Genomic DNA, 14366 nt, shown 5'->3' on the forward strand with positions numbered 1-14366 from the left:
GAGCCAAGCAAGAACTAAGGTTAAGTGTAGTGGTTGTATACTGGCTTTATTCTGCCTTGTTAGGTCTTAGCAAGCAATCAAGTTATAGCGAATCCTAGGATTTTTGGGCTTAGGCAGGTACAATACGATGCTTAATCAACCGCTCATTAAGGATAAGACAGCCATGTAAGATGTTTGCGCGCTGTCTTTATTTTTTATCTTATCCTCTATTGGAGTCATCATGTCAACTGCTAAAGAGTCGTCAACTGCCGAAGGATCCGCCACCGTTTTGGACGGCAAAGCACTTGCTACACAAATAGAACAGCAATTACGCACGCGAGTGGACGCTATTAAGGACAAAACGGGGCGTACACCAATCTTAGCGACCATATTAGTCGGTGAAGATCCGGCCTCTGCGACTTATGTTCGTATGAAAGGCAATGCCTGTAAGCGGGTTGGCATGAAATCCATTAAGGTAGAGCTGCCGCATAGTACGACTACAGAGCAGCTTATAGCTAAGATAAATGAGCTGAATGACAACCCTGATGTGCACGGTATCCTGCTGCAGCATCCGGTACCTGATCATGTTAATGAACGCGCTTGTTTTGAGAAAATTGATCCTAAAAAAGATGTTGATGGGGTGACTTGCCTTGGCTTTGGGCGCATGAGTATGCAAGAGTCCGCCTTTGGCTCATGTACTCCACAGGGCATTATGCATCTATTGGGTCATTATAATATTGAGCTTGCGGGTAAAGAAGCCGTGGTGGTAGGCCGTAGCCCCATCTTAGGTAAGCCAATGGCGATGATGTTATTAAATTCGAACTGTAGCGTGACTATATGTCATTCAAGAACTCAAGATTTGGCTGCTCATGTGAAGCGTGCTGACATTATCGTTGGCGCAGTAGGTGTGCCTGAACTGATTAAAGCGGACTGGATTAAAACTGGTGCTGTGGTCATTGATGCGGGCTTTCACCCGACTGATAACGGCGGCGTGGGTGATATTGAAATGCGCGGTGTGTCAGATATTGCTAGCGCTTATACCCCAGTACCGGGCGGTGTGGGGCCGATGACGATCAATACTCTTATCCGCCAAACGGTCACTGCTGCTGAAAAAGCAGCCGGTCTCGATGTCAGTATGATCGACTAATGAGTCACTCATCCGACCCGAAATTGCCATTAGATAAAAATCAGGAGCCTGAAGCGACAGAGTCTCAGGCTGAACCGACCACGCCCAAGTTGACAGGTTCTAAAATGGCTAAAAAAAACGTAGGTATTCATGAGCGACTACAACATATCGGCAGAGAGTTTGTCGATATATGCCATTACATTATCTTACTTTTGATTAGTGTGGTGGTGGTCTGGACCGCGGGCAAAGAGTTTATCGTGATTGTCCAAAAAGGCTCAGCAGATTTAGAAGATATCCTAATGTTATTCATTTATCTTGAACTGCTAGCAATGATTGGTATTTATTTCAAGACTCATCGTTTGCCGGTACAGTTTTTGATATTTATTGCCATAACGGCCTTGTCACGACATTTGGTTGTTGATGTGCAGGCGGTATCAGACTACTTTCATCTGTGGTTGCTGGCAACGATTTCTGTGGCTATTATGGCATTGAGCGTCTCTATTGTAGTGCTCACTTGGACAGCAAAAATGTTTGGTCGTCCAGAAGACAATCTGGACACAGAAGACAATCTGGACAGTCAGCATGCAGAATACCGTACCAAACCGCTTCTTCCTGATAACGCTGAGGCACTTGATAATAGTACGAAACATCGTCGTGAGTGATGATTGAAGCTTGTAATGTGGCACAATAAAGAAGTGGTACCACCAAAAATGCACAAAAAAAGAGCTAACAATGGTAGCTCTTTTTTTGTGCTGAAATTATGCGCTGTTTGGCTGTCAGTTGAATCCTATATTAATTAATCGACACTTATAACCAGCCCAGTTTTTTAAAGTTATAGTATAAATAACTACATAACGAGCCGATAAATAACATAATGACGAGGTAAGAGAATTTCCAGTGTAGCTCAGGCATAAAGTCAAAGTTCATGCCATAAATACCGGCTATGGCGGTTGGTACCGCCAAGATACCGGCCCAGGCGGCAAGTTTACGTACCACTTCGTTCTGTCCCATATTAACCATTGCTAAGTAGGTATTCATTACCACACTGAGCATTTCATTAAGTCCATTAATCGCATCTAAAGAGTGCAATAAATGGTCATTGACGTCACGGAAGTAAGGCTTGGCAGCATGAGAAAATGGTGAGACCAAGTCACTTTTTTGATGATTGATAAAAAAACTACAGATGTCTTGTACTGGTAAAATGACCGCCCGCATATGTACCAGCTGTGACTTTAGTTCATATAACTTTTTTAGAGTCTCTTTATTAAACTCGTAAGTAAAAATATTGCGTTCTTGCTCCCGTAAGTAGCTGCCTAAGCGATCGGTAACCGGCATATAGTTATCGACAATAAAGTCAAGAATCGCGTGTAAGACAAAAATCGGTCCCATTCGCAGCTTCTCAGGGCGACGGTTACAGTGTTCACGCACTGGCGTGTAGGAGTTCGACGGACCATTACGAATAGTAATGAGGTAGTTTTTACCCATAAATATCGCGGTCGTACCGTAACGAATAATATTGTCTTCAAGTTTCGCAGTACGTATGACTAAGAATATCGTATCGTTGTCATAGTTTTCGACTTTAGCGCGCTGATGATCAGCGAATGCATCTTCAATCGCTAACTCATGTAAATCAAATGCGCTTTGCACTTTAGCGATAGTTTGCAAACTGGGGTCGTATAAACCGAGCCAAATAAACTGACCACTATTGGTTAGCGCTTTACTGACATCGCTAAGTGCTAATTGGTCAAGCTGCTCTCCAGTTTTACGAGAATAGGCATAGCAGTTGACGATCTCATCGGCACTTGACACATCAATGTCTTCATAGCGTTCAGAGTCTGGGTCATAAACAGTCATGGTCTCAATAGTATCTTCGGGTGTCGCGTCGGCATCACCGTAGATATAACTGTCGTAATCGAGGTAGGAGCGATCATCATCCCTATCAGAATAGGTGTGGTTGACATTAGATTCAGGGGTGATGCGAGCTGTCGTTTTGACCAGTTGGTCGTCATCGTAATTCATACACCCTCCCTTAAGCTAAGTATAAAAAATAATCACAAGTAAACACCACAAAAACAGTCAAGCATTGTTTCGATGACTAAGTATAAATGACTGTCCAATATAAATAACTGTCTAAAAGTTAAGCCATTAATAAGTGCTTTTAAACCACCACCTATATTTTATTGCAGTGCACAACTTTATAGGGCGTAACGTTTCAAAGTCTCAATATCGACTAACGATAATAAGCTTTCGTGACAGGCTTCTAACTTTATGTTCGGTGCAATATCGAAGTCTAGCGCTTCAACCCAACGTAGGGCGCAGATACACCAATAGTCGCCAGGCTTCAAGCCAGGAAAGTTATATTCCGGAAGTGGGGTAATCAAATCGTTACCATTACTGGCCGAAAAGTTTAAAAATGCACTGGTCATTTTGACACAAACAGTGTGTTGGCCGACATCGTGGTTACCGGTATGACAAAAACCGTTACGGTAATAGCCAGTGATAGGGTCGAAGCAACAGCTGGCCAGTTCAGTACCTAGCACGTTGGTTTGGTTGATAGCGGGATTGGGATGGTAGTCAGATGACATAAGGCTTCCAAGATAAAATTATGCGTTAGTGTAACATGAGTTTGCGATGAAGACGTAGTCCAAATAGTACCGGTAGTGACCGTTATAGATAAGTGCTACGCCGTTTGCTAATTGTCTTATAAACGCTATATGACTATCAAATACATATTTTAATGAATGTTCAAAAATCAGTTAATCACTGTGAGTAAATAGTGCTAATGTTAGTCAATTGAGCTGATGGTGAGTAACGATTCAGTTAAACATTAGCGCTAATTGTGACTAGGCGAAACTTAGCTGCTATGCTAAACTTGAATATGAAGTGCCTTGATTATTTATCGCATTAATACAGTTGTTTTATCGTCTTAATCTAGTCTTATATTAATATTTATTACTCACCCTCTGGGTGTTACCTAGTTTGTTTATGATAATTAGGCCTGTGGTGTTGTGCGCTAAAAAAAATAACGTACTCATTAGTAGTGATCTAATCATAAATATAACCCTATAATACTGCGTTTTTTGGTAAGCGATACGCCAAACAAGGATTTATTGTGTCTGTCAGTTCTGATTCCGCTAACGCCGCCCCATCGAATGCTACGCATAAAGCCGCTACTGCTATGGCTAATGAGTATGCTGATAATAGTACCGTACCCAATCGTCTTCCTTATCTGAGTAATTTTGCTGCCGAAGTTGCCAATAGTTGGTTGCTCCCTGATGGTGTGGTTGATGTATTGTTTGACGATGCTCAAAAGCAAGAAGTACTACGTCACCGACTTACTCAGCAGCTGATTACTTATGGTTATCAGTTGGTTTGCCCGCCAATGATTGAATTTACTGAGTCATTATTAAGTAATGCCTCCGAAGATTTGAAGCGACAAACTTTTAAAATTATCGATCAGCTTAGTGGTCGCTTGATGGGCGTGCGTGCTGATATTACCCCACAGATTTTACGTATAGATTCGCATCATGGTGGCACGGGCATTGCGCGTTATTGCTATGCTGGCGATGTCATTCATACCTTACCATCAGGTTTATTTGGCTCGCGTACGCCATTACAGTTGGGCGCCGAGATATTTGGTTGCGCCTCACTTAGCGCCGATATTGAACTGATAGATGTGTTATTTGCAATGATAGATAGCTTAAACATGAGCGCTGCGCTGCATGTGGATTTAGGTCATGTGGCCATATTTAAACGCCTAGCAGTATTGGCCCAGCTGTCAGATGATGACACTAAGCAGTTGATGCATTTATATGCTAATAAGAATTTGCCAGAACTAAAGAGTGTCTGCCAAGCATTGCCAATGGGTAATGATTTTTATGTGTTAGCACGTTTTGGTCATGATATGGCCCAGCTATTAACTAAGCTGTCAGACACCGCCCAGCAAGACCTATTGATTGCCGAGGCTATCGATGAATTACAACGTCTAACAATACACTTGCAAGATCAGTGGCAGTGTCAAGTGAGCATCGATGTCACTGAGCTTTCAGGCTATCACTATCACACGGGTATTGTGTTTAATGGCTATATTAATAGCGAGACTCAGCCGTTAGTACGTGGTGGGCGCTTTGATGGCTTGCAAAGCTATAGCAAACAGCCGCGCGCTGCGACTGGCTTCAGTATGGATGTGAGCCGTTTACTGGCTCATGTTCACCTTGATCAGCCGACAGTGGTAGTGGTCGATTATGAGGCCATCAATAGTGCAGACAATGCGCAAACTCAAGCATTGCAGCAGCAGGTTGCCAGCTTACGTCAGCAAGGCTATCAGGTCACCATGCCACTAGACGTTCACGATTGCCCTGTAGATCTCACACATCGTTTGAGTCTTATTGATCAGCAGTGGCAGTTAAAAGCCGTTTAGTTAAAAGTTATTTAGTTAAAAGCTGCTTATATAAGTAGTTTACAATCAAGATTTATTATCGTTAAAGCACAGTATTATTTTTTAGCTTGTTATTAATTTTAAAGCTAAGTTATTGTTAACATTTAAATTATTAGCGTACACCTCAATACATAATAGTAGGGATTGATCATGGGTAAGAATGTCGTAGTTTTAGGTAGCCAATGGGGCGATGAAGGTAAAGGCAAGATCGTTGATTTGCTTACTGAAAAAGCCGCTGCAGTGGCGCGTTTTCAAGGTGGCCATAATGCGGGTCACACACTAGTTGTCGATGGCAAAACCACCGTCTTACACTTAATTCCATCAGGCATTCTACGTGAAGGCGTTACTTGCTTCATCGGTAATGGGGTAGTGTTAGCCCCTGACGCCTTGCTTAAAGAGATGAAAGAGTTAGAGGCTAATAATGTACCCGTTCGTGAGCGTTTGCGTATTTCGCCTAACTGTCCACTTATTATGCCTTATCATGTGGCATTAGACCAAGCCCGTGAAGCCAAACGTGGTAGTGGTAAAATCGGTACGACCGGTCGTGGTATTGGCCCAGCCTACGAAGATAAAGTGGCGCGCCGTGCTATCAAGCTTGTAGATTTGTTCCGTGATGACCTAGAAGAAAAGCTACGTAACCTCATTGAATATCATAACTTCCAGTTGACTCAGTATTATAAAGTTGAAGGGATTGATTTTGACGAGACTTATAAGCTGTGCCAAGAGTGGAAAGAAGAAATCAGAGATATGGTTACTGACGTGACCGAAGAGTTAGATCAATTACGCCGCGCCGGTAAAAACCTAATGTTCGAAGGGGCACAGGGTACGCTATTAGATATCGATCATGGTACTTATCCGTTTGTGACCAGCTCAAGTGTTACCGCAGGCGGGGTGTCTACCGGTACTGGTATTGGTCCACTATATTTAGACTATGTCTTGGGTATTACTAAAGCCTATACCACCCGCGTGGGTAGCGGTCCGTTTCCCACTGAATTGTTTGATGATGTTGGCGCCCATTTAGCCAAAGTTGGCCGTGAATTCGGTGCGACTACTGGCCGTGCCCGTCGCTGTGGTTGGTTCGACGCTGCAGCACTACGTCGTGCAGTGGTACTCAATTCACTATCAGGTATTTGCCTGACCAAACTTGACGTTTTAGATGGTCTGGAAGAACTGCGGATTGGGGTCGGCTACGAGCTACCGGAAACTGAATGTGCAGGCGCGCATGATGCGGAGTTCTACGAGTCTGTCACACCAAAATATGAAACTCTTGTAGGCTGGAGCGAATCCACAGTTGGCATTACTAACTATGACGATTTGCCTGAAAACGCTAAAAAGTATATTAAACGTATCGAAGCATTGATTGATTGTCCGATTGATATTATTTCAACTGGCCCAGAGCGTGATGAGACTATCGTACTACGTGACCCGTATGACGTGTAAGTAGAATAAACAGTCATTATTAGACTGTGATTGTTTAATGATAACGCAAAACCTCAGTACATTGTGCTGGGGTTTTTGTTTTCCCACAGTGTTATCAGCAGTAAGCTATTTTCTGAGTCAGTTTTATAAGAGTTTAATAAACAGGAGCTGAAGTATAGTCAATGAAAAGTAATATCGATATATAACCTACTGCTGGCATACGTTGTTCTTGCTTGCTGTGCCTACGCAGACAGAGGCTGCAAAAAGCTGATACCAGCAGTACCGTCGCGTTTTTAAGGTATTTTAACCATAGGAACTGAAATAATAACTTAAAAAGGGACTATTAATAAATAATGGATGCTAAGTTTACCCTTAAGCAAGCTATGATTATAAATTGCCCCTAGCATTTATAGCCTTAATCATTATAATAGGCAGCAATCACGCGCTTAGTAAAATAACCACCACTCTGTTACAGCGTTAGACTCGCCTAAAGTACGCCGTGGACGATTTTAACGGGTCTTTTTTGTAGCGGTTTAACCGTTGTTTCACTATGGCTCTGAGGTGCCCGCATTGGTAGCACATTAGTCAGTGACCTCAGCGCGATGATCAAAGACAACATTAACCCCTTATCATCATCTTTTTATTTATTAGGAGCCTTTTATGGCTAACGAACGCACGCTATCTATCATCAAACCTGACGCTGTTGCTGGCAATCACATCGGTGCTATCTATAGCCGTTTTGAACAAGCCGGTCTAAAAATTGTTGCGGCTAAAATGCAACAGCTTGATGATGAAAAAGCTGGCGGCTTCTATGCTGAGCACGCTGAGCGTCCATTTTACAATGACCTAAAATCTTTTATGATGTCAGGTCCAGTATTGGTATCAGTATTAGAAGGCGAAAACGCTATTGCTAAGCATCGCGAAATCATGGGTGCTACCAACCCAAAAGATGCTGATGAAGGCACTATCCGTGCTGACTTTGCTAGCAGCATCGATGAAAATGCGGTTCACGGTTCAGATTCAGCCGAATCAGCTCAACGCGAAATCAGCTACTTCTTCAATGATGACGAAGTTTGTGCTCGTACGCGTTAATCGCTATTAGTAGTAATGATTAACAGTACCGCAAGACGGCTTATACTCAAGAGGGTATAGGCCGTTTCATCTATTATTAATGGTACTAAAATGGTACTAAGAAGTGTTTTTTATTGAAATTTACTTTAATGCCCTTCATGATAAGCAGGCATAATGAGTAAATGTACTACTTTTATTGCTCATTTAATCAGCGTTATCAATCCTTTATCAGCATTACGTCTTATGAAATATTTATGTATAAACCGATAAGATATAAAATATACCTAAAATTATAAGTTACTAGCGCTGCGCTGCTAATGGATTGCTCATGCACCCCTATATTGCATAGATTATTCTATGCCAACCGGCTTTATGCCAACAGGTCACCGATTATGTCAACCACCAGCACCACCACTAATGCTACTACTAATAATAATGCTACTACTAATAATAATGTTACCACTACGGTCACGCCCGCTCAGCCAGTACAAGCGCATACCCCAGCTAAACGCAATAATAGTATCAAGCTATTAGATGAGGCGCAGGCAAAAACCAATCTATTGGGCATGACCCAAGCGCAATTGTCTGATTACTTTAAGAGTATCGGCGAAAAGCCGTTTCGTGCCACGCAAGTGATTAAATGGATTTATCAGCAAGGGGTCACTGACTTTGAGCAGATGACTAATCTAAGCAAAGGCTTGCGCGATAAATTGTCAGCCTATGCAAGTGTTGTTCCACCAAAAGTTATTCATCGTCAATATAGTGATGATGGTACGCGTAAATGGGTGTTTGAAGTCACCGGCGGCTCGTTAGTCGAAACCGTATTAATACCGGCGGATGACAGCAAAATCAATGGTCGTAAGACCTTGTGCGTCTCTTCGCAAGTGGGTTGTGCATTGGACTGTAGCTTTTGTAGTACCGGCAAGCAGGGCTTTGAGCGTGACTTAACTCCTTCTGAGATTCTGGGGCAGTTATGGGTCGCTAATGCCTCTTATATGACCGATGATCAGGACAGTTTAGCGGGTGTTGACCACAGCTTATGGCATAATCAAGTTACCAATGTGGTGATGATGGGTATGGGTGAGCCGTTATTAAATTATCAGCCGGTAGTTAGTTCAATGGAGCTGATGTTGAGTGACCATGCTTATGGTTTATCCAAGCGCCGCGTGACCTTATCGACTTCGGGTGTGGTACCCAAAATGTATAAGTTGGCACAAGATATCGATGTGGCGTTAGCGATCTCTCTACATGCGCCTAATGATGAGTTGCGCAATGAGCTGGTACCGATCAATAAAAAGTATCCCCTAGTAGAGCTTATAGCTGCCGCAAAAAATTATGTCTACGATGTTAATCCGCGCCATAAAAAGCATGTCACTATTGAATATGTCATGCTAAATGGGGTCAATGACCATGATGAGCATGCCCATCAACTAGTAACCTTGCTAGCAGGTCTGCCCAGTAAAATTAATCTAATCCCTTTCAATCCCTTTCCACATGCGGGTTACGACAAATCTAGTAATAATCGTATTCATTCTTTTAGCAATATCCTGAGTGAGGCGGGTTTTGTCTGCACTATTCGCCAAACGCGCGGTGACGATATCGATGCGGCCTGTGGTCAGCTGGTCGGGCAGGTGGCTGATCGTACCAGACGTTCAGCCAAATGGCAGCAGAGCATTAAAGACCGTGAAAACGTCTAAAGAGAGCTTGATATAAGTACTCAGCTGTCTTTTATCCCTCTTAACCGTAATAAAAATGTAGCCATAGTGATTAATAACAACTAAATTGTACTTAATGGCTCTAAATCTATTAAACTTATGCCTCGGTGAGTCAAAGTACTGAACTACAGTTTACAGTTTTATGATGGCGGTTATGATGATGACTTATAGGTATTCTGGTAGGTATTCTGGTCAGTTTAAATCTCAAGAACACTTTTGTTTATCAACTAATGGGTTTAGGCTTGGGGCAAGGATTTATAACCAGATAGGTCGATCAAAGCGCATTATGCTTGCAAGTGTGTTGCTGCCACTGTTATTAACAGGGTGCCAAAACACCCCAACTAACGACTTAACTGGTGGCATAAGCTATCAAACCTTGACGCAACCGAGTAATAACCGTAACCTAGATACGCAAAAAATTGCGCGCATTCGTACTTCACTCGCCGCGCAATATATCCGAAAAAACGAGCTTGACACGGCCCAGCGGCAGCTAGAAAAAGCTTTTGCGGCCGATAACCGATACGCGCCGGCCTATGATATGATGGGCGTTTTACTGCAGCAAGAAGGCAGCCGTATCAATCTTGAAAAAGCGGATCAATATTTTAAGAAAGCGATCGCGCTCGATAATGATTTTGAGCAGGCGCGCAACAATTACGGCGTGTACCTATCTCAGATGAAACGCTATAACGAAGCAGTGGCGCAGTTTGAGATTGCAGGTTCGGCACTGGGTTATGAAGGTCGCATTGGTGCCCTTGAAAACTTAGGGCGTACCTATCTTCAGCTAGATGACCGTACTGCCGCTGCTAAAGTATTTTTGCGAGTATTAGACTCTAATCGTAGCAGTTTAATTGCCCATATTGAGTTGGTGGACTTGCTACTAGCGCAGCAGCGTGTTCAGCAAGCACAGCTTCTTTATGATGAGACTTTGATACTAGTGCAAGGTCAAGGTATTAGCCCGCGCTTGCTGTTACAAGGTATCAAACTTGCTGCAGCACAAAATAATAAAACGACGCGTCAGCAGTTAGCGCAGCAGCTTTTGTCTGCTTATCCGCTAAGCGATGAAGCAAAACAACTTAAGACTTGGCTTAACAATCCAGAGGCACCATGGAAATGACCACCCCACCATCAAATCATCAATCTAACGCTCAAGGCTCATTTGGTGCCATGTTGCAGCAAGCCCGCAAAACTCAGCAAGTGAGCTTAGAGGACGCGGCAGCCGAGCTGTTTATTTTAAAGCGCCATTTGCAGGCGCTAGAAAGTGAAAACTTTTCTGAGCTACCACAAGCGGCTTTTGCTCGTGGTTTTGCGATCAATTATGCTAAGTTTTTAGGTTTAGATCCGGTACAAGTCGTGAGTAGTTTTGATGCCGCTTATCCGAACGAGCTCAAGTCGCGTTCGGTGAACAACATCGATTCACCACTGCAGCCAATGGGCACGTTACAGCGTGATACTCATAATCGGATTCGCTTTAACCCGTTGTTGATTGTGGCAGTGATTGCATTAATTATCTTAGCGGTGTTCTTGTTTCGTATGGTCAGTAATGCTAGCAAAGACAACCAAGACCCTGCACCAGTCGCCGAAGACATATCCGCAGCAGAGCAAGCGCAAGGGGCCGCAATCAATAATCAGTCTAGTGGGGTCGGTGCGTCCGGTTCCGCACTGAATCTGGGTGGTAGTGAGAGTATGAGCAGTGCCTCATTAGAGGTCAAACTGACTGATACTGCCACGATCAGCATCATGGATGCATCGGGCAGCAGCTTGATGAACGGCAGTCAGAATCGCGGAGATTACAAGTTATTAGGTACGCCACCATTTAATGTGCAGATTGATAATGTTGATAATGTTAGCTTGATGCTTAACCAACAATCGGTTGCATTAGATCAGTATACAATTGATAAAAAAGCCAGTTTTGAGCTCGCACCTTAAATTATTTAAATGGCCCTCAGATTGTGTTTATGACCGCTATCGCAGTATAAGTGGTTTGACCTATACAGCATATTCGATATAGGGTGTTCTATTATAGTTTGCCATTTTTTTATATCTTTAGATGGGATTAAAGGATTTTTATATGTCAACGTCAGCACCTATTAACCGTCGCCTTACCAAAAAAATATACGTCGGTGATGTTGCGATTGGTGGCGATGCGCCGATTAGTGTGCAAAGCATGACCAATACCGATACCTGTGATGTGGCAGCTACTGTCGCACAAATTGAGCGCTGCGTTGAGGCCGGTGCTGATCTGATGCGGGTATCCACGCCAACCATGGATACCGTTAAAGCCTTTGGTGAAATTCGTAAATTGGTCAGTGTGCCACTAATAGCGGATGTCCATTTTGATCATAAAATAGCGCTTGCGGTGGCTGAAGCGGGGGCTGATTGCTTACGTATTAATCCCGGCAATATTGGTAGCGATGCTAAGGTACGTGAAGTGGTCGCCTGCGCTAAATATCACAATATTCCCATCCGTATCGGGGTTAATGCTGGCTCATTAGAAAAAGAAATCCAGCGCAAATATACTGAGCCGACAGGCGAGGCGATGCTAGAATCAGCCATGCGCCATATTGATATTTTAGAGCGCCTAAATTTTGACCAATATAAAATATCAGTTAAAGCCAGTAATGTATTTTTAACCTTAGATGCTTATCGCTTAATATCAGCGCAAATTGATAACCCGCTACATCTAGGAGTGACAGAGGCTGGTGTTTATCGCACGGGTGCGGTCAAGTCTGCTATTGCACTGGGTGGTCTGTTATTAGACGGTATCGGCGACACCATACGTATTTCGCTAGCAGCAGAACCTGAAGAAGAAATTAAGATCGGTTTTGATATTCTAAAATCGCTTAATATTCGTTCTAATGGAGTAAATTTCATTGCTTGCCCTAGTTGTTCACGCCAAGAGTTCGATGTGATTAGAGTCATGACCGCTTTAGAATCGCGCTTAGAAGATATCCGTGAACCGATGAATTTGTCAGTGATTGGCTGTAAGGTCAATGGGCCTGGCGAAGCTAAAGAGGCAGATATCGGTATTGTAGGTGCGGCGCCAAAGTCTCTAGTATACCGCATGGGCAAAAAGAGCCATCTTATTGATACTGACAATTTAGTCGATGAGATAGAAAGCATGGTACGGGCTCATGCCGATAAGCTAGAAAAACTACGTGAAAACGAAATTATTCGAGTAAAATAGCGCTCACTTGATAATAGAAACAACAATAACAAATACAACAGCATTAACGTTTGAGGATATAACGGCACCATGATCAAAGCTATCAAAGGGTTTAACGATATTTTGCCAGAGCAGGCTGCCAAATGGCTGCAATTAGAAGCAGTATTAGCCGATGTGCTAGGCAGATACGGTTATGAGCATATTCGCTTACCGATCGTTGAGCAAACTGATTTATTCGCCCGTGCTATCGGCGGTGCTACGGACATTGTTGAAAAAGAAATGTATAGCTTTACCGACAAGTCTGAGCCACCAACGCCGCTAGCTCTGCGCCCTGAAGGCACAGCGGGTGCCGTACGCGCGGTCATTGAGCACAACTTGTTGCGCGGCGACACCCCAAAGCTGTGGTACATCGGTCCGATGTTTCGCTATGAGCGTCCGCAAAAAGGTCGTTATCGTCAATTTCATCAATTGGGTGTTGAGAGCTTTGGCAGTGCGCTACCGGATGCGGATGCCGAATTGATTGCTATGACCCACTTGATGTGGCAAGCGCTCGGTCTCAAAGATGAGATGCGTCTCCAGCTTAATAGCTTAGGCGAGCTTGATGAGCGTCATGCTTATCGCAATGCTTTGGTGGCCTATTTAACGGACAAACAAGACCAGTTGGATGATGATAGTAAGCGTCGATTAACCACCAATCCGCTGCGTATTCTCGATAGCAAAGAAGCGAGCACTCAGGCGGTATTGGTTGATGCACCGAAGCTCGCTGAGTTTTTGGGTGCAGACAGTGTGGCACATTTTGCACAGGTTCAAGCATATCTAACGGCGCTCGGTATTGATTATGAGTTGAACCCGCATCTGGTACGTGGTTTAGATTATTATAATAAGACGGTATTTGAATGGGTGACTGATAAGCTTGGCAGTCAAGCAACGGTCTGTGCGGGCGGTCGTTATGATGGTCTGGTTGGGCAATTAAAATCTGTAAACTCACGTAATGATACACTGGACAATAAGCCGGTGACGTCTGAGCCTGCTGTTGGTTTTGCGATGGGTCTTGAGCGTTTGTTGTTACTGCTTGAGGCGGTAGCACCTCTAACAGAAACGTCCGCTTGTGATGTTTTTGTGGCCACCCATCCTGATGTTTATAGTGCGGGTCTCAGCTATGCACAAAATTTACGTTACAGTCGCCCAGATCTGCGAGTCAAGATGGCCAGCGCCACTAGCTTAAAAGCCCAGATGAAAAAAGCGGACAAGTCAGGCGCAGCGTTGACGGTTATTATTGCGCAGCAAGAGCTTGATGCTAATACGATCAGCATTAAAAATATGCAGACCGGCGAGCAAAAGACGGAAGCGCAGGATTGGCTGGCAAGTGTGGATAATTTTTCATGTGAGCGCTTAAGTCAGTAACACTCGATTAAGCACCGAATAGCTGCTAGGTAACGCGCTTGTTCTTAGCAG

Annotated in this window: 12 protein-coding genes; 10 read left to right on the top strand and 2 right to left on the bottom strand. The window is 43.6% G+C overall.

The genetic code is table 11. The features are described from left to right. Positions 1-220: 220 nt before the first annotated feature. Entirely contained in the window at positions 221-1126 is a 906-nt protein-coding gene (gene folD / locus RCH20_RS07310) for a bifunctional methylenetetrahydrofolate dehydrogenase/methenyltetrahydrofolate cyclohydrolase FolD (protein ID WP_327193105.1), read from the top strand. Next, the gene (locus RCH20_RS07315; protein ID WP_327193106.1) at positions 1126-1767 is read left to right on the top strand and encodes a phosphate-starvation-inducible protein PsiE; all 642 of its coding nucleotides are present in this window, start codon (positions 1126-1128) and stop codon (positions 1765-1767) included. The genes folD and RCH20_RS07315 overlap by 1 nt, the downstream gene beginning before the upstream one ends. A 145-nt stretch (positions 1768-1912) precedes the next feature. On the opposite strand, the gene corA is transcribed toward RCH20_RS07315, so the two are convergent. Together corA and RCH20_RS07325 are read right to left on the bottom strand one after the other, a co-directional pair. Continuing rightward, positions 1913-3124 (bottom strand): magnesium/cobalt transporter CorA, encoded by a 1212-nt coding sequence (gene corA, locus RCH20_RS07320; RefSeq protein WP_327193107.1) that lies wholly within the window; start codon positions 3122-3124, stop codon positions 1913-1915. Positions 3125-3300: 176 nt separating this feature from the next. Further along, on the bottom strand, positions 3301-3690 hold the full coding sequence (locus RCH20_RS07325) for a DUF2237 family protein (protein WP_209958203.1): 390 nt from the start codon (positions 3688-3690) through the stop codon (positions 3301-3303). Between the two features lie 527 nt (positions 3691-4217). Here RCH20_RS07325 and RCH20_RS07330 point away from each other — a divergent pair. From RCH20_RS07330 to hisS, 8 genes are all read left to right on the top strand, one after another. Then, positions 4218-5525: an ATP phosphoribosyltransferase regulatory subunit gene (locus tag RCH20_RS07330; RefSeq protein ID WP_327193108.1), complete on the top strand. Its 1308-nt coding sequence runs from the start codon at positions 4218-4220 to the stop codon at positions 5523-5525. A 168-nt stretch (positions 5526-5693) separates the two neighbouring features. After that, a complete protein-coding gene (locus tag RCH20_RS07335) occupies positions 5694-6983 on the top strand; it encodes an adenylosuccinate synthase (protein WP_209958198.1) in 1290 nt (429 codons plus the stop codon). Positions 6984-7622: 639 nt separating this feature from the next. Next, positions 7623-8054 (top strand): nucleoside-diphosphate kinase, encoded by a 432-nt coding sequence (ndk, locus tag RCH20_RS07340; protein ID WP_327193109.1) that lies wholly within the window; start codon positions 7623-7625, stop codon positions 8052-8054. Positions 8055-8425: 371 nt separating this feature from the next. After that, the gene (rlmN, locus tag RCH20_RS07345; protein ID WP_327193111.1) at positions 8426-9730 is read left to right on the top strand and encodes a 23S rRNA (adenine(2503)-C(2))-methyltransferase RlmN; all 1305 of its coding nucleotides are present in this window, start codon (positions 8426-8428) and stop codon (positions 9728-9730) included. Between the two features lie 304 nt (positions 9731-10034). After that, on the top strand, positions 10035-10862 hold the full coding sequence (gene pilW, locus RCH20_RS07350) for a type IV pilus biogenesis/stability protein PilW (protein ID WP_327193112.1): 828 nt from the start codon (positions 10035-10037) through the stop codon (positions 10860-10862). Further along, positions 10853-11674, top strand: a complete 822-nt coding sequence (locus RCH20_RS07355) for a helix-turn-helix domain-containing protein (protein WP_327193113.1) — start codon at positions 10853-10855, stop codon at positions 11672-11674. Before pilW ends, RCH20_RS07355 begins: the two co-directional genes overlap by 10 nt. A 142-nt stretch (positions 11675-11816) precedes the next feature. Then, a complete protein-coding gene (ispG, locus tag RCH20_RS07360) occupies positions 11817-12932 on the top strand; it encodes a flavodoxin-dependent (E)-4-hydroxy-3-methylbut-2-enyl-diphosphate synthase (RefSeq protein WP_209958190.1) in 1116 nt (371 codons plus the stop codon). A gap of 69 nt (positions 12933-13001) precedes the next feature. Continuing rightward, on the top strand, positions 13002-14315 hold the full coding sequence (gene hisS / locus RCH20_RS07365) for a histidine--tRNA ligase (RefSeq protein ID WP_209958188.1): 1314 nt from the start codon (positions 13002-13004) through the stop codon (positions 14313-14315). The last annotated feature ends 51 nt before the right edge of the window (positions 14316-14366 follow it).

Origin of the sequence: Psychrobacter sp. PL15 (assembly GCF_035984995.1) — a bacterium.
Lineage (GTDB): Bacteria > Pseudomonadota > Gammaproteobacteria > Pseudomonadales > Moraxellaceae > Psychrobacter.